General features: G+C 70.8%; 16 protein-coding genes. 7 read left to right on the plus strand and 9 right to left on the minus strand.

From position 1 onward, the window contains the following. Positions 1-61: 61 nt before the first annotated feature. Positions 62-808, plus strand: coding sequence for a SecDF P1 head subdomain-containing protein (locus V6R91_RS09520; protein WP_336395273.1), 747 nt, complete (start codon positions 62-64; stop codon positions 806-808). A 534-nt stretch (positions 809-1342) separates the two neighbouring features. Beyond that, the gene (gene dnaB / locus V6R91_RS09525; RefSeq protein ID WP_231819530.1) at positions 1343-2734 is read left to right on the plus strand and encodes a replicative DNA helicase; all 1392 of its coding nucleotides are present in this window, start codon (positions 1343-1345) and stop codon (positions 2732-2734) included. A gap of 18 nt (positions 2735-2752) precedes the next feature. Here the strand turns inward: dnaB and V6R91_RS09530 are convergent, their stop codons facing one another. Both V6R91_RS09530 and V6R91_RS09535 read right to left on the minus strand, forming a co-directional pair. Then, positions 2753-3637, minus strand: a complete 885-nt coding sequence (locus tag V6R91_RS09530; RefSeq protein WP_336395274.1) for a hypothetical protein — start codon at positions 3635-3637, stop codon at positions 2753-2755. A gap of 119 nt (positions 3638-3756) precedes the next feature. Then, positions 3757-4938 carry an FAD-dependent oxidoreductase gene (locus V6R91_RS09535; protein WP_336395275.1) on the minus strand — a complete coding sequence of 394 codons (1182 nt, stop codon included), beginning with the start codon at positions 4936-4938 and terminating at the stop codon, positions 3757-3759. 79 nt (positions 4939-5017) lie between these two features. On the opposite strand from V6R91_RS09535, the gene V6R91_RS09540 reads away from it, so the two are divergent. Further along, entirely contained in the window at positions 5018-5506 is a 489-nt protein-coding gene (locus V6R91_RS09540) for a MarR family winged helix-turn-helix transcriptional regulator (protein WP_336395276.1), read from the plus strand. Between the two features lie 36 nt (positions 5507-5542). On the opposite strand, the gene V6R91_RS09545 is transcribed toward V6R91_RS09540, so the two are convergent. Then, on the minus strand, positions 5543-6673 hold the full coding sequence (locus V6R91_RS09545) for a nucleoside hydrolase (protein WP_336395277.1): 1131 nt from the start codon (positions 6671-6673) through the stop codon (positions 5543-5545). A 75-nt stretch (positions 6674-6748) separates the two neighbouring features. Here V6R91_RS09545 and V6R91_RS09550 point away from each other — a divergent pair, with 75 nt between their 5' ends. Next, positions 6749-7771, plus strand: coding sequence for a LacI family DNA-binding transcriptional regulator (locus V6R91_RS09550; RefSeq protein ID WP_336395278.1), 1023 nt, complete (start codon positions 6749-6751; stop codon positions 7769-7771). A gap of 1 nt (position 7772) precedes the next feature. On the opposite strand, the gene V6R91_RS09555 is transcribed toward V6R91_RS09550, so the two are convergent. Genes V6R91_RS09555 through V6R91_RS09575 form a run of 5 tightly spaced genes read right to left on the minus strand, consistent with a single transcriptional unit; the run spans position 7773 to position 12936 of the window. Continuing rightward, entirely contained in the window at positions 7773-8861 is a 1089-nt protein-coding gene (locus V6R91_RS09555; RefSeq protein WP_271059595.1) for a hypothetical protein, read from the minus strand. A 54-nt stretch (positions 8862-8915) separates the two neighbouring features. Continuing rightward, on the minus strand, positions 8916-9752 hold the full coding sequence (locus tag V6R91_RS09560) for a carbohydrate ABC transporter permease (protein ID WP_067245642.1): 837 nt from the start codon (positions 9750-9752) through the stop codon (positions 8916-8918). Next, the gene (locus tag V6R91_RS09565) at positions 9749-10699 is read right to left on the minus strand and encodes a carbohydrate ABC transporter permease (protein ID WP_084344509.1); all 951 of its coding nucleotides are present in this window, start codon (positions 10697-10699) and stop codon (positions 9749-9751) included. The genes V6R91_RS09560 and V6R91_RS09565 overlap by 4 nt, the downstream gene beginning before the upstream one ends. A 1-nt stretch (position 10700) precedes the next feature. Further along, positions 10701-12002, minus strand: coding sequence for an ABC transporter substrate-binding protein (locus V6R91_RS09570; protein ID WP_271059597.1), 1302 nt, complete (start codon positions 12000-12002; stop codon positions 10701-10703). A 49-nt stretch (positions 12003-12051) separates the two neighbouring features. Then, positions 12052-12936 carry a nucleoside hydrolase gene (locus V6R91_RS09575; protein WP_231819537.1) on the minus strand — a complete coding sequence of 295 codons (885 nt, stop codon included), beginning with the start codon at positions 12934-12936 and terminating at the stop codon, positions 12052-12054. A gap of 127 nt (positions 12937-13063) precedes the next feature. On the opposite strand from V6R91_RS09575, the gene V6R91_RS09580 reads away from it, so the two are divergent. The 3 genes from V6R91_RS09580 (at position 13064) to V6R91_RS09590 (ending at position 15393) form a co-directional block, all read left to right on the plus strand. Next, a complete protein-coding gene (locus V6R91_RS09580) occupies positions 13064-14197 on the plus strand; it encodes an AI-2E family transporter (protein ID WP_219085922.1) in 1134 nt (377 codons plus the stop codon). 184 nt (positions 14198-14381) lie between these two features. Next, positions 14382-14576, plus strand: a complete 195-nt coding sequence (locus V6R91_RS09585; RefSeq protein WP_067245651.1) for a hypothetical protein — start codon at positions 14382-14384, stop codon at positions 14574-14576. Between the two features lie 262 nt (positions 14577-14838). After that, positions 14839-15393: a dihydrofolate reductase family protein gene (locus V6R91_RS09590; RefSeq protein WP_336395279.1), complete on the plus strand. Its 555-nt coding sequence runs from the start codon at positions 14839-14841 to the stop codon at positions 15391-15393. Between the two features lie 119 nt (positions 15394-15512). Here V6R91_RS09590 and V6R91_RS09595 read toward each other — a convergent pair whose 3' ends face one another. Then, on the minus strand, positions 15513-16430 hold the full coding sequence (locus tag V6R91_RS09595; RefSeq protein ID WP_336395280.1) for a J domain-containing protein: 918 nt from the start codon (positions 16428-16430) through the stop codon (positions 15513-15515). Position 16431: the final 1 nt, after the last annotated feature.

The raw sequence follows: 16431 nt of genomic DNA on the forward strand, positions 1-16431 counted from the left end.
CCGGTCCGCGACGCTCGGCTGGGGCCTGACAGGAGCGGACGCGGGTGGTTAGGATCCGGCCATGCGTCGATCGATCCGTCCGACCCTCATCGCGCTCGTCGCCGTCCTCGGGGGCGTGCTCGGCGGCGCCCTCGCCGGATGCTCCGCCATGACCCCGGAGCCGCCACTGAGCGAGGTCGTGCTCGACGTGCCCGCAGGGAGCGCCGACGCCGCGCGAGAGGCGCTGGAGGAGCGCCTGGAGGCCGCCGGGATGGAACGCGTCTCGGCGGCGGTGGACGGGGAGCGTGTGACCGTGCGGTTCGCCCCGGACACCATGGGGGTCGCCGAGGACGTCTTCACCGCTCCCGGGGCGCTGGCGATCCGGCCGGTGACCGCTCCTGCGGCCGATCCGCCGCCGGACTGCGTCGACGCGACCCCGCAGGAGGCGTGCCAGGCGGAGACGCCGGACGGAGAACTGCTGCGGCTCGGCCCCTCGGACGTCGCCGGTGACGCGGTGGAGGGCGTCGAGGCGCGGATCGAGCAGGGCGAGTGGGTCGTGCTGCTGGACCTCACCGACGCGGGCGGGGCGGCGATGGAGGCGTTGACCGGTGCGCTCGCCTGTGCCGAGGATCCGGCCCTCCCCCGGATGGCGGTCCTGCTGGACGGCGGGGTCCTGACGGCGCCGTCGCTCTTCCTGGAGTGCGGGGACGCTCTGACGACCGAGATCCAGTTCTCCGGCATGAAGGATCGGCAGGACGCGATGCGCACGGCCGCGCTCCTCGCCGCGGAGCTTCCCGAGGGCGTGACGATCGTCTCCGCGACCCCCTGAGCGGTCGCAGCGCCGAGACGATCGGTATCCTGCCCCGGCGTGTCGCGGCGCCTTCCGCGTGATCACGCGGGAGACGCGCCCGGCGCGGATCCGAGCTTGACAAGAGGGCCCGCCATCCCCTTGTTCTCCCCAGGTTGTGCACATGACGTTCGGTGTCGCGACAACCTTCAATCCCCGCTTTAAGCGGGAATCCATCCACAGGCTGGGGAAAGCACTAATCCCTGTTCACGCCCCATTAAAAAGTCCGCACTCACCGACATCCACCGCGTTGTCCACAGGCGCTGTTCACAGACACACCCAAGTTCTTCGCAACCTCTCCACAGAGTTATCCACAGGGTGTGTTGCGGGTGTGGAATCGCCCTCCTAGCCTGAGTCACACGCGATGTCGGTGGTCCGTGATCTGCTGTGCGGAGTCCGGTCCACATCACGCGTTCGGGATCCCGGGTCGGACACCGAGCGCAACCGCGTCCCAGCGCGGGCGAGGCGTTCGCGAGCGTTCGAGGCGTGCATGACGCGCGCAGAAGGGGGAGCGGTTTGTCGATCGCCGACATCTCGGAGGAGCGACTCGGACGAGGGCGCGAGCCGGAGCGCACCCCGCCGCACGACCTCATCGCCGAGCAGAGCGCCCTGGGCGGCATGCTGCTGTCGAAGGACGCCGTCGCCGACGTGATCGAGACCCTCCGCGGCACCGACTTCTACATCCCCAAGCACGAGCTGATCTTCGAGGCGATCCTCTCGCTGTACTCGCACGGCGAGCCCACCGACGTGATCGCCGTCGGCGACGAGCTCGTCAAGACGGGCAACCTGCAGCGCGCCGGCGGCATCGACTACCTGCACACCCTCACCTCGATCGTCCCCACCGCGGCCAACGCGGGCTACTACGCGGGGATCGTGTCCGAGCGCGCCATCCTGCGCAAGCTCGTCGACGCCGGAACCCGCATCGTGCAGATGGGCTACGACGGGCAGGGCGACGCGACCGACCTCGTGAACACGGCGCAGGCCGAGATCTACTCCGTGACCGGCACCGAGACGACCGAGGACTACGTGCCGCTCACCGTGGCGGTCGACGCCGCCGTGGAGGAGATCGAGGCCGCGAACGGTCGCGACGGGACCATGACCGGCGTCCCGACCGGCTTCCGCGAGCTCGACGAGCTCACCAACGGGCTGCACGGCGGCCAGATGATCGTCGTGGCGGCGCGTCCGGCCATGGGCAAGTCGACGCTCGCGCTGGACTTCGCACGCGCGGCGTCGATCGGCCACAACATGCCCTCCATCTTCTTCTCGCTGGAGATGGGCAAGAGCGAGATCGCCATGCGTCTGCTCAGCGCCGAGGGCGCCGTGCCGCTGCAGAACATGCGCAAGGGCACGCTCGATCAGCGCGACTGGACGACCGTGGCCGCGACCCGCGGGCGGATCAACGACGCCCCCCTGTACATCGACGACAGCCCCAACATGACCCTGGTCGAGATCCGCGCGAAGTGCCGCCGGCTCAAGCAGCGCGCCGGTCTGAAGATGGTCATCATCGACTATCTGCAGCTCATGACGAGCGGCAAGCGCGTCGAGTCGCGTCAGCAGGAGGTCTCCGAGTTCTCGCGTGCGCTCAAGCTGCTCGCGAAGGAGCTCCAGGTGCCGGTGATCGCGCTCAGCCAGCTGAACCGTGGTCCCGAGCAGCGGCAGGACAAGAAGCCCGCGATCAGCGACCTGCGCGAGTCGGGATCGATCGAGCAGGACGCCGACATGGTGATCCTGCTGCACCGTGACTCCGTCTACGACAAGGACGTCCGTCCCGGCGAGGCGGACCTGATCGTGGCGAAGCACCGTAACGGCCCCACGGCGACGATCCAGGTCGCCTTCCAGGGCCACTTCTCCCGCTTCGCCGACATGGCCCCCGACTTCAACGGTGGTGGTGGCGGCGACTTCGGCTGATCCGGGCGCCGCTCGGGGTCAGCGCGGTTCCCGTGCCCAGGCGTCCGCGAGCCGCTGGCGCAGGGCCGGGAGCTCGATGCCGGGGTCGGTCACGAGGGGGTTCAGGACCGCGGCACCGCCGATGTAGGCGCGGGGACGCGGCGGAGGCAGGGGAGTGCGGAGCCCCTCCAGGTACGTGCGCTCCCCGGGGCTGAGGACCTCGTCGGGCAGGGGCAGGCCCCGGCGCAGGGCGGCGGCGCACAGGCCGAGGGTGAGGATCGGGACGTCGGAGAGCCCCTTGTAGCGGTCGCGGATCCACCTGCTGCGCCGGGCGTGCGAGCGGAAGGCGCGGATGCCGTCGTGGAAGGCTGGGGCGTCCTCCCGGAGGATCGCCTGCAGCGCCTGCACCAGCGCCGCGGTCGCGCGGGGGAGGTTCTCCGCCGGAAGGTCGCGGGCGGGCGCCTCGCCGACGAGCACGGCGTGGACGAGGTTCTGGAGGATCGGGACGTCGGGGTCGCCGGTCCAGCTGCCGGCGTCGATCGGCGTCGAGCGGGCGGCGTCGTAACGGATCATCGCCTCGTCGTCGGCGGCGAAGCCGAGGAGCGGGTCCGTGAGGCCCACGCCGCCCCCGAACGGAGGGACCGCCACCCGGCTCACCGCGCGAATCCGGAGGTAGTCGACGGCGTGATCGCGGAGCCGCGCCGGGTCGTGACGCAGGCTCGCGGCGAGGACCGGTCCGAGGTGCTGCTCCGGCGACCCCAGGTTCAGGGCCACGAGCGCCTGCGGGTCGAGGGCGGCGACGAATGCCGGACGCGACGCGGCGAACCGGGTCCCGGCACGATCCGGTCCGGTCACCCTCCGGAGCACCTCGTCGACCTCGGCCTCGATCGCCGACACCGCGTGCGCCGCTGTTCCCGCGTCCATCCCGCGCTTCCCTCCTGCTCGGCGGCGAGGGAGCTGCGGCCGCCGGGTGCGGACATCAGCTTGCCAGAAGCTCCGGCCCAAAAGCTCCGGCCCAGAGGAGCCCGATCAGGCCGGCCGGCTCAGTCCCACGGCACGGTGTGGTTGTAGAGATGGTTGTTGCGGGTGTCGCGCATCGCGCCGCGGAGGAACAGAGGCAGCAGAGCGTCGCGCATGAGGATCGCGAGGCGCGACGAGGTCACCTTCTTCTGCTTGCTGATCGCGCTCGCGTACGCGACGACCTCCTCGGCCCGCGGCTGACGCAGCGCCTGGTACCGCGCGAACGCTCGTTCGTGATCCGGGTCGTCACGCAGGCACAGGGCGAGCGTCGCCGCGTCCTCCAGGGCGAGGGAGGCGCCTTGGCCGGCGCTGGGCGAGGTGGCGTGCACGGCGTCGCCGATCGCGACCACGCGCCCCCGATGCCAGTGCGCCACATGGGGGAGCTCGTAGATGCCGTAGGCGCCGACGGGCCCGGTGACGGCGTCGAGGATCTGCGGGACGGGGAACGGATCGTTGGCGTGCAGGGCGCGGAGCTCGTCGATCCACTCCTCGACCGGCCTCGTCCGGAGCGCCTCGCGGTCGATCTCCGCATGGGTCGGGTTCGCGAACCAGTACACGGTGCCGTCGTCACGGACGAGGTAGCCGAAGAACCCGCGGGCGCCGAACACCATCGTCTGCGTGAGCGGGGTCGGGGCGAGGCCGTCGACCCGTGCGAACCCGCCGATGCTCATGAGTCCCGTGTACGCCGGTTCGGGCGCCTGCGGATCGATCCATCGTCGCGTCGGGGCCCCGATGCCGTCGGCTCCGACGAGGATGTCGCCGGTCGCCCGGCGGCCGTCCGCGAAATGGGCCGTCACCCCGTCCGCGTCCTCGACGATCCGTTCGAGCCGGGCATCCCACGTGGTCGGGACGCCCGCGGCCTCGGTGCCCTCGCGGAGCACGGCGTTGAGCCATTCGCGGCGGACGACGGCGCTGCCGCGCTCCGGCTCCCCCGCGGGCCCGTTCGGGACGACGCCGAGCGTGCGTCCTCGCCCGCTGCGCATCTGCATGTAGGGGCAGGGGTGCGCGTCGGTGAGGAGCCGGTCGCGCAGGCCGAGCGTGTCGAGCACGGCGAGCCCGTTGGTCGCGACGTTGAGGAAGAGCCCGCCGAACGCATCCGGGGCGGGACGGGCCTCGAAGATCTCGGCCTCCCATCCTGCGCGTCGGAGGAACAGGGCGGCGGCGGGCCCCGCGACGCCGCCGCCGATGATGAGCGCCTTGGGCATCGGATCTGCCTTTCGATAGTCTGGTAGGGAGAGCGAGAGTCTCCAAGAAAGAGTCTCTCGATATTAGAGAGGTTATCAGATGGGGGAGCCGTCTGCACGGCGTGCCGCGGCGATCGCGCGTCAGGGCGAGGCGATGCAGGAGTTCATGGCGCGAGCGGTGCTGTTCCAGGACGCGGTCGCGCGCTCGGCGGGGCTGAACAGCACGGACCTGCAGGCGGTCGGGATCCTCCTGCGCAACGGGCCCGCGACGCCGGGCGAGCTGGCCACGCGGACCGGGCTCACCGCGGGCGGCGCCGTCACCGCGATGATCGATCGACTGGAGCGCGCGGGATACGTCCGGCGGACGCGGGATGACAACGACCGGCGGCGCGTGATCGTGACCGCCGACCCCGTCGCCGTGCAGACCGGCGTCGGCCCGGTCTACGGGCGGGTCGCGGAGAGGTGGAACGCCTATCTCGACACGCTCGACGACGAGCAGATCGAGTTCGCCGCCGACCTGCTCGCCCGGGCCGCCGAGCTCAACCGCGTGGAGACGGACCTGCTCCGGCAGGGCGGCGACCCCGGGTGAGCCCCGCGCAGGGGTCGTCCGGGGGTGCAGGCGGCATCAGAGGAGCGGGCCCGCGTATGCGGCGGGAGTGGCGTCGCGGAGCGACCCCGTCGTCGAGCCCTGCCACCCCGGTGGGCTGAAGCCGCGATAGAGCGCCGGAAGGGCCTCCTGCAGGGCGGCCTCGTACTCCGCTGGATCCTGGCGACGGAAGACGAGCACGTCGTCGTCGCCCGCGTCGTCCGGTTCGAACGTGTAGAGCCCGGAGGGGTGGGTCCGCACGCGGGCGGGGATCAGCTCGTTGGGGATCACGCGGTCGCCCGGTCGGACCTCCTCGGACCCGACGATGCGGTGGGTGCCGTCGGAGCGTCGCACGAGCGACGACGAGGAGGCGATCATCCAGGCAGCGGTCTCCCACACCGCGTGCCGGCGGCCGTACACCCGCGCCGCGGTGTCGGCGGGAGGGTCCTCGTCGAGCGCGCGGAGGAAGTCGATCCGCGGCTCGCCGCCGAGGCCGTACAGGAGATAGCGCCGGAGCGCGGGGTGCATCCCCTCGATCCAGGCCAGGTCCTCGAGCCACCACACCGTGTTGTGGACGTCCGGCGTGTAGCAGTCGACGGCGGACGCGCACGGGTACAGCGCGACGGGGAGGCCGGAGTCGACGAGTCGCCGAGCGGCGAGGGGATCCAGGTACACGTTCCACTCGAGGTAGTCCAGCGTCGTGGACCCGGCTGAGAAGTGCACGCGTGCGACCTTCTCCCGCATCAGGTCGGGATCGCGGTTGAACGCCACCGCGATCGGGCGCGCCGAGCCGAAGGACATCAGATGGACCGGCTCCGCGGCCCGACGGAGCGTGTCGAGGATGAGCTCGGGCCCCTCCTGCTGGAACGCCGGGACGTCCCGCATCTCGTCGTCGGGCCGGCGCATCCGGGCGAACGGCGAGACGGCGGCCGGGACGCGCGTTCCGAAGAGGGCGTTGAGCTGCGCCACGGGGATCAGGCCGGGGTCCCTGGGGCCCGGATATCCGATCACGCCCTCGCGGACGGACTCGCGCTTCTCGATGGAGACGTCGAGGATCACGGCGCGCAGGTCGATCCGACCCGAACCGAACGGGAACAGCAGATCGAAGTTGTCCCCGGGGTCCTCCGGCGGCAGGTAGAGGTCGGTCACGACGACGACGGGAGTCGGCATGGCATCAATCTACTCGAATAGACTCGGGGAGCGCAGCAATACTTGAGACGAGCCCGACGAACGAGGGGGAGCACGGTGACGGACGAAGAGGGAACCGTCGCGCCGACGCACGCCGCGACGCGCAGCGACGTCGCCCGGCTGGCCGGGGTGAGCACGGCGGTGGTGAGCTACGTCGTCAACAACGGTCCGCGCCCGGTCGCCGCCGCGACCCGCGCTCGCGTTCTCGACGCCATGGAGCAGCTCGGCTACCGCCCGAACGCGGTCGCTCGTGCCCTGCGCCTGCGCAGCGCGCAGGCGATCGGCCTGGTGGTCCCCGACGTCAGCAACACGTACTTCGGCGCCCTCGCCCGGGAGCTCTCGGACCAGGCGTTCGCCGCCGGCTACGCCCTGCTCCTCGGTGACGCCGACAATGACATCGACCGGGAGCGCGCCCAGGTGGAGTCCCTCGTCAGCCATCAGATCGACGGCCTCGTCATCGTAAGCCTGGATCCGGCGTCGGTGGCCGAGACCGGATCCACTCCCACGGTCTTCCTGGACCAGCGGTCGCGGCCGGGTCAGCTGTCGGTGATGGTCGACGATCGTGGCGGGGCGATGCAGGCGGTCTCGCACCTCATCGGTCACGGGCGCACGCGGATCGCCCTGCTGAGTGGTCCCCGCGGTGCCCCGGGAGTGGAACGACGGCAGCAGGGATGGCGGGATGCACTGCAGGCGGAGGGCCTTTCGAACGGCGACGAGCTGATCGTGCGCAGCGAGTTCTCCCGGGCGGGGGGCTTCGAGGCGGGGTGCGAGCTCCTCCGGCGCGCGGATCGACCGGACGCCGTGTTCGTCACCTCCGACGTGCAGGCGCTCGGCCTCCTCGCGGCGGCCCGGCGCGAGGGGATCGGCGTCCCCGACGAGCTCGCGGTGATCTCCTTCGACGGCACCGAGGACGCCGTGTACAGCGATCCGCCGCTGACGGCGATCGAGCAGCCGATCCGGCTCATCGCCGAGGCGGCGTTCACCGCCGTGCTGCAGAAGGGCCTCGAGCGGTCGCCGCTGCTGATCCCGGTCGAGCTCGTCGCCCGGGAGTCGTGCGGATGCGCGGCGACCGCCCGGTAGCTCAGTCGATCGCGCCGGTCACGCTGTGCAGCCGATACTGCCACAGGGAGTCCGTGCACCCGCCGCATGAGGTGGTGAACAGGACCGTGAGGCTCTGCGCGTCGATCAGTGTGCCGTACTCCGAGCGGAGGATTCCGGCGTTGTGGTTACGGGCGTATCCGGTCAGACCCGGATCGATCTCCGCCTCGACCGTCCAGGTCCCGCCCCCTCCCCAGACGCTCGCGCCCGGGATGCTGGCGACCTGCACCGACGAGCCGATGTAGTCCGGGGAGTCGGTCGGATACGGGTGCTGCTCGCGCACGACGTAGAACCGGTCGCGGGACGGGTCGTAGGCGAAGTCCGCGTTGTTCAGCCAGTCCGTCCCGCCGGTGGTGCTCGTCAGACCGCTCGTCGTGACGGGGAGACGGGGACCGACGACGGGTCCGCCCGGCTCGTCCAGGTCGACGAGGGCCCGATAGGTGATCGTGTCCCCGTAGCCCTCCGTCCAGAAGAGCACGGCGGTGCCCGCCTCCGGGTCGACGGTCGTGGCGCTCGGCTGGCCCGCACCCCACGCGCCGGTGTCGGAGCCGGAGAAGGCGATCACGGGGGTCGGGTTCTTCACCCACGGCCCGTCCAGGCTCGTGGCGTAGGCGACGCCGACCTGGTTGTGCGCGCTGGCGTCCTGGTCGTTGCCCAGGTAGAACATCGCGTAGCGGTAGGCGGTCCCGCCGTAGGTCGCGTCGACACGGATCACCGACGGATCGCAGATGTGGAAGGAGTCCCAGCCGCTGGCGCTCCGGGTGAGGACGGAGGCGTCGGCGACGACCGACCCGCCGGAGAGGGTCGTCGCGAAGATGTCGTCCTCGATCACGCCGGAGACGGAGTTGTGGCACGTCCACACCCGGGTCTCGGACCCGCTGCGGATCGCGCTCGGCGCGTAGGCGTAGTAGAGACGCTGGCCGTCCGCGTCCGGCGGGCCCGTCGGGACGTACTCGGTCGTGAGCGACTCAGGGTCCCAGCTCACCGCGGCGGCCGCGGGCGCGGTCCCCGAGCCGAGGGCCAGCGCGCCGGCCAGGGCGATGCCGGCCGAAAGGCGTCCGTACGTCTTCATCCTGTCTCCTTCGTCAGGTGCTTCGGCGGGCCGAGTGCCCGCGTGTGGGTCAGGTCATCCCTTGAGCCCCGTGGTGGAGAGGGACTCGGTGTACTGCCGCTGGAAGAACAGCAGCAGGATCATGGGGATGATGCTCAGCACGAAGGAACCGGCGAGGATCTGCCCGAGGTCCACGGTGAAGGCGGTGCTGAGGTTCGCGAGCACGATCGGGGCCAGCTGCCGCTCCGGCGAGGTGCCGATGAGCAGCGGCCACAGGTAGGCCTGCCACTGCGAGAGGAACAGCATCATCCCGGCCCCGATCAGCGAAGGCTTCGACAGCGGGAGGATGATCCGCCACAGCGTGCCCAGGCGCCCGAGACCGTCCACCTCGGCGGCGTCGATGAGCTCGCGCGGCACGCCCATGAAGAACTGCCGCAGCACGAAGATCGCGAAGCCGTTGGCGAGCGCGGGCAGGACCAGCCCGGCGTACGAGTCGCTCAGGCCCCACCCCTGGAACAGGGAGGACAGGGGGATCGCGATCGCGTCGAAGGGGATCATCGCGACGATGATGATGAAGCTGAAGACGATCCCGCGCCCGCGGAACTCCATCGTCGCGAGCGCATAGGCGGCGGGGATCGCGATCGCGAGCCCGAGGACGATCGTCAGGCCGGCGACGAGGAAGCTGTTGAAGAGCCCGAGGAGGAAGGCTCCGGACCCCAGCGCGGCGTAGTTGGTGACGTCGCCGCCGAGCGGGACGAAGGCCAGCCAGGAGAGCGGAGTCATGTGCTCGACGTACGAGTTGCCGGGGCGCATGGACGAGGCGAAGACCCACCAGAGCGGCAGGAACACGGACACGGCGACCAGTGCCGAGGCCGCCGTCAGGACGACGGTGGCGCCGCGGGAGCGTCTCATGCTCGGTCCTCCTTCAGCAGCCGGAACTGGACCAGGACGATGAGGGAGAGCAGGAGCATCAGCACCACGACCTCCGCCTGACCGACGCCGAGGTCGCCGAGCAGGTACGCGCGGTTGTAGATGTCGTACATGATCAGGTTCGTCGAGCCGTTCGGGCCGCCCTTGGTGAGGATCTGCACGGGCGCGAACAACAGGAACGACCCGACCGTGCAGGCGATGAGGACGAATGCCATGGGCCGCTTCAGCAGGGGCAGCGTGATCGAGAAGAGCCGCCGCCACCACCCGGCGCCGTCGAGCGCGGCCGCCTCGTAGAGGGACCCCGGGATGTCCTTGAGGCCGGCGATGATGAAGATCATCCAGTAGCCCAGCGCCCCCCAGGTGACCATGATGCCGATCGAGAACGCGGCCTGGTTCGCCGAGGTGAGGAAGGGCTGTGCCGGCAGGCCGACGGCACCGAGGATGCCGTTCACGAGGCCGTCGGGCTGCAGCGCCGTGCTCCAGATCAGCGCCACGACGGCGCCGGGAACCGCGGCCGGCACGAAGATCATGGATCGCCACAGGCCCACGAGCGGGATGTTCTGCACGAGGAGCAGCGCGAGCGCCGTGGACAGGACGACGATGACCGGGTTGAGCACGAGGTTGAACACGAGCGTCACGATGAGCACGGAATGGAAGTTGGGGTCGCTGAACAGGTACACGTAGTTCGCCCAGCCGTCGAACGTGGTCTCGCCCGTGGCGAGGGAGACGTGCTGGAAGCTCATGCCGACGGCGCTGAGCAGGGGGACGACCCGCATCAGGATCAGCGTGAGCAGCGCCGGGGTCAGCATCGCGAACGCGATGAGCGTGACGCGCAGCGCCGTGGTCCGGCGGCGGGCGGGTGCCCGGCCCGTGACGGGCCGGGCCGAACCCGGACCCGCCACGGACGTCGGTGCTGTGGTGTCGGTCATGTCACTTCAGTCGCGCGATCTGCGCTTCGATGTCCTTGTCGGCTTGCGCGGCCCGCTCACGGGGATCCGATCCGTTACGGATGTCGGAGAACATCTGGTTCGCCCCGGGCTCGAACACGCTATAGCCGACCACCGCGGGACGGTGCACGGCGTTGTTCTCCAGTTGGAACTGCATGATCGCGCCGAACTCCGCGGTCGCCTCCCCGCCCAGCGCGGACATGCTCTCGGCATACGCCGCGTAGGCCTCCTTGTTCGTCGGTGCGATGCCGGCGACCTCGGCGGACTGGGCGTTGCCGGTCGGGTCGATCGTCAGGTACTCGAGGAATGCACGAGCCGCGTCCTGCTTCTTCGACTTCGCCGAGATGCCCACCGACCAGGAGTCGGTGGAGGTGGCCTGCTCGCCGCCGTCGAAGTACGGCGCGGGGGCGACGCCGTACGGGATGTCGCCCTCCTCGGCGACGTTCACGCCCCAGGGGCCGGACACGATGAATCCGGCCTTGCCGGTCTGGAACAGCGCGCCGTTCTTGTCGTTCGTGACGCCGCGGGGCGACAGTCCCTCCTCGAACAGGTCGTGGTACCAGGTGAGGGCCCGCTGCCAGCCGGGGTTGGAGAAGTCCACGTTCCCGTCGGCGTCGATGCCGTCCCCGCCGCCGGCCGAGACCCCGACCATCTGCAGCTGGTAGTACGAGTCCCACTGGTCGAAGAGGAACGGGTACTGGGCCGCGCCCGCATCCTTGATCTTTCGTGCTGCGTCGGTGAGCTGTTCGTAGGTCCACGGCTGCTGCGGGTCGCTGCTCGGGGGCTCGACGCCCGCGGCGGCGAGGATCTCGGGGTTGTAGTACAGGAACTGCGAGGTCGTCCAGGTCTCCAAGGCGTAGAGCTTGCCGTCCGCTTCGCGTGCGGTGACCATGTCCTCGCTCACTGCCGCGTCGACCGCGGCGTCCTTGAGGTCGGAGATGTCGGCGAGGAATCCGCGGTTGGCCCAGTCGAGCACGGCCCCGCCGGCGTCCACGACCATGAGGTCGATGTCGCCGCCCCCGCCCGTCATGCGCTGGTTGATCGTGCTCGTGTACTGCGCGTAGGGGATGTTGAGCTGCTTGACGGTGATCCCGGGGTTGGCCTTCTGGAACGCGTCGATGACGACCGCCCAGGTGTCGGCCGGATCCGCGTTGGCGAACGTGAGCGTCACCTCGCCGTCGGGCGCGGCGTCGCCCCCTCCGGCGGGGGCGCAGGCGGCCAGCCCGGCGCTGCCGATGGCCAGCGTGGCGGCGGCGGCGCCGAGCCGCAGTGCCGTGGACTTCATGATCTCTCCTCGTCGAGTGGTTCGGGTGGGCAACGGGTCGTTCGGGGACTCAGGGGGTGGAGGGGTGCGGCGGCAGCGAGCACGCGCGGACGATGCGGGCGAGCACCTCGTCCGCGACGGCGCCGACGTCCATGCCGGTGACGATGGCGTGCGGTCCGTCCGGCGTCGCGGTGAAGCGCGTCACGCCCTCGTCGGGTCCGACCGCCTCCAGCTCGATCGTGCCGCGGGTGATCTCGAAGAGGTCGGGCCGGGCGAGGGAGAGGACGGCGAGCGGATCGTGCGGGACGTTGTAGTCCTGGTCGGCGAACTCCCAGAACCGCCGCATCTCGGCGCCGATGAGCGCCCCGAGGGGGCCGGACCGCCCGATGCGGTCGAGGTCGTCGTGCCGGAGGCGGATGCGCTCGGTCTGCTCCAGCCCGATGGCGAGAATCGGAACGCCGCTGCGGAACACGACGTCCGCCGCCGTCACATCGCAGCGGATGTTGTGCTCGACCACTCCTGCCGCGAACTCGCCGCCCATCATCACGATGCGCTCGATGCCGTGCCCGGCCCGCTCCACGGCGGTCGCCACATTGGTCAGCGGGCCGATCGCGACCACGGTGCGCGCGGAGGCGAGCTCCGACACGGCGTCGCGTGCGGAGGAGTACGTCTGTGCGTCCAGATCCGCGATGGTCTCGCCCTCGTGGCCGGGCCACCAGACCTCGCGACCGGATCGGGTGGCGCGCTCGCCGACGGCGATCGAGGGGGCGGGCGCGCCGGCCGTGCGGAAGACCTTCGCCACGATGCGGGCCCGGAGCTCGACGTCGCCGTAGACCGTGGTCACGGCGCGAAGGTCGAGGTCGTCGCTGCCGAGGATGAGAGCGATCGCGAGGAGGTCGTCGACGTCCGTGCCGATGTCGGTGTCGAGGACGAAGGCGGGAGAACCGGTCTGCATGCTCCGGACTCTACTCGTGTAGATTCTGATTGCGCAACCCATGATCCGTTCGTCCGGCCCGGCTGATTGACTCGCCACGACCCGGATGCTCCACTGGAAGCCTCGACGATCGTATGGGGGGACTGAGATGCGCACACGCAAGGTCGTGATCCTGACGCAGGGAACAGGAGGAGAGGCGACGGCGCGCCGCATCGAGCCGTTCACCTTCGGGCTGGTCGGCGCCCTGGGCGTCCTCGTGGCGCTGCTGATCGGGACGATCGTGGGGCAGCTCTCCACCGTCCTGGTCTACATCGGGCTGGCGCTGTTCCTCGCGCTCGGGCTGGATCCGATCGTCGCGTGGATCGAGAAGAAGCTCCCGCGCGGGGCCGCCGTGGCGATCGTCGTCGTGGTGGTCATCCTCGCCTTCGCCGGCATCGTGCTGGCCATCGTGCCGATCCTCGTGCAGCAGATCTCCAACCTCATCACCGACGCTCCCGAGATCATCGACAACGTCACGCACACGGAGTGGTACGAGCACCTCGCGGCGCAGTACGGCGACTCCTTCAACGACGCCGTGCAGGGCATCGTCACGTTCCTCCAGGATCCGGGCAACCTCGGCCAGATCGGCGGCGGGCTGCTCGCCGTCGGGGCCGGGATCGCCGGAGGGATCACGGGCGTCACGATCGTCCTCATCCTGACCCTGTACTTCATGGCATCGCTGCGCAGCATGAAGCGGGTCGCGGCGCGTTTCGTCCCCGCGTACCGCCGGGACCGGTTCCGGGAGATCCTCGAGGACGTGTCGGGAGCCGTCGGGCGGTACGTCATCGGGCAGGCGAGCCTCGCGCTCATCAACGGCGTGCTGAGCCTGATCTTCCTCACCATCATCCAGGCGCCGCTTCCGGCCCTGCTCGCCCTCATCGCGTTCATCGGCTCGCTGATCCCGCTCGTCGGAACGCTGTCCGGGTCGATCATCATCTCGCTGATCTGCCTGTTCACCTCGCCGACGACGGCGCTCATCGCGGCCATCTACTACCTGATCTACATGCAGATCGAGGCGTACGTGATCAGCCCGCGGATCATGAGCCGGGCCGTCGCGGTCCCCGGGGCGATCGTGGTGATCGCCGCCGTCGGCGGCGGCGCGCTGGGCGGGATCCTCGGAGCACTGGTCGCGATCCCCGTCGCCGCGAGCATCATCATCATCGTGCAGAAGGTCCTCTTCCCCGCGCAGGACGCGAAGAAGACGCCCCCGGCGGATCGCGCGGCCGCGGCGCCCCTCGCCTGACGCGCGCGCCGGTTCGGGGCGCGGTATGGGGGCGGGGTGCCTCGCGGGCAGCCCCCAACCTCTGACGGGAGCTCCAAACCGGCGGCGTGCTCCGAGCCGACGGAGGCCGCGGAGAGGGAACGGACGGCTCGCTGTCAGGTGCGCTCGGTAGCGTGGCGGAAGCAGTCGAGGAAAGGAGCCAGAAATGGGAATCTTCGAGAATGCCAAGGAAACCATCGGCGAGGCCGCGAAGCAGGCCGGACGCGCGGTGGAGGACGCGGTCGACCGCGTCAAGGACAAGGCCGATGAGGTCAAGGCCGACGCCGAGGTGAAGAAGGCGGAGGCAGAGCGCGACGCCGTCAAGGCGCGCAACGAGGCCAAGGAGGACCTGCGCGACTGAGTCCGCAGGCCCGGACGCCGCCCCGTCACCGATCCCCGGTGGCGGGGCGTCGTCGTCTCCGGACCTTCTCGCGGGTTGGGGCGCCGTATGGGGAAAATGTGCCCCGGGCGGGCCCCGAGCCCCCGAGGAGGGCCCCAAACCGGGGAAGCGCGGGGGAGGGGCGGGAGGGGTTCCGTCGGCCGGCGGCGATGCGTAGGCTCCGGCGCAGGGGAGGACCCGAGACGGCGGGCGACGACGCGCGCCGGGCGCGAAGGAGAACGGCATGCAGCCCCTCACGATCGACTTCATCATCTCCCTCGACGGATACGGCGCCGCCGAGGGATGGCCGGGATGGTGGGGCCTGGAGGGCCCCGAGTACCTCGGCTGGCTCGACGGGCTCCCGGACAAGGACCATCCGATCCTCATGGGAGCCAACACCTATCGGGTCATGTCGGGGTTCGCCGCCTCCGGGGAGGAGGGTGTGGACAGCCTCGACGCCGTGCCGAAGTACGTGTTCTCCTCGACCCTGGACGAGCCGCTGACCTGGGCGAACTCGACGCTCGTGCGGGAGGACGCCGTGGCGTTCGTGCGCAGGCTGAAGGAGGAGTCGGACCGGCCGCTGCGCACGCTCGGCAGCGTGTCGCTGTGCCGATCCCTCCTCCGTGCCGGGCTCGCCGACCGCTACCGCGTCGTCATCTTCCCCGTCATCACGGGCGCGACGGGGCAGGAACGGATCTTCGACGGCTATCCCGACGTCCGCCTGGACCTCGTGGAGTCCCGGACCTTCGACGGGCGCAGCCAGCTCCTCGAGTACGTCCCGACGGTCCTCGCCGGCTGACTCCTCCTCGCCGGTTTGGGGCGCCGTATGGGGGAAACGTGCCCCAGGGCGCGCCCCGAAACCCCGAGGAGGACCCCAAACCGGGGAGGGGAGGGGGAGGGGCCCGGGGAGGGAGGGGGTCAGACGAAGCGGACGGACTGGTGCAGGCGCGAGCGGATGTCGAACAGCTCATTGCCGCCGATCACGCGCGCGCCGGGAACCCCGGAGCGCAGCACGGTGCGCAGGGCGCTGCGGCGCACGATCACGACCGGCACCCCGCGGAGGGATCCGAGCGGCACCGCCGCCTGGGCGAGGTCGTCGTCCGGGACCACCACGACGCCCCCGCCGAACCTCACCCGCGCGGTGCGGGCGAGGATCCGCATGCGGCCGAGCATCGCCGTCACGGGGGCGCGGTCACCGGCGTCCGGGCCGATGATCTCCCCGCCGCGGAGCCGGACCACGCCGCCGAAGTCCTCGGACGACACGGCGTAGAGTCCCGACGGGCTGAGCACCACGTGGTCGAGCTTCCCGGACGGATCCCGCTCGCTCCTCGCATCCACGTCGTGCCAGGCCGTGAAGCCCATGCCGAGATCGCGGACGGTCCGGGCGGTGTCCTCCTCGGCCAGGGCGTCGGCGAGGAGGCGTCGTAGCTCCCGCGGGACCGTGCGGACGAAGGCGGGGTCGTACGGATCGGCCGGCGCCGGATCCCCGGCCCACACCGCCACCCGGGCGAGGTACTCTCGGCGATGCCATCCCCCGGCCGTTCCATGGCTCTTCGCCCGCGGCCGGGTGTCGGCGGGCGCGTCGGGCTCGTGCCATCCGCCCCACGGCGCGTCGTCGGCGAAGCCGTGTCCGCGGTCGTAGGCGGCGCGGCCCTCCGGCGTCCCAACGAGCTCCCATGCGCGCTGCACGAGGATGAAGACGGCCGCATCTCCGCCCGCGTCCGGGTGGGTCCGGCGCAGCTGCAGACGGTAGGCGCGACGGAGTCCCTCGTCGTCGATCGTCGGCGCGACGTCGAGGATCTCGTACGCCGACGCGGACAGGGGGCTGTCGAACACG

It is taken from the genome of Microbacterium sp. CCNWLW41 (genome assembly GCF_037083505.1).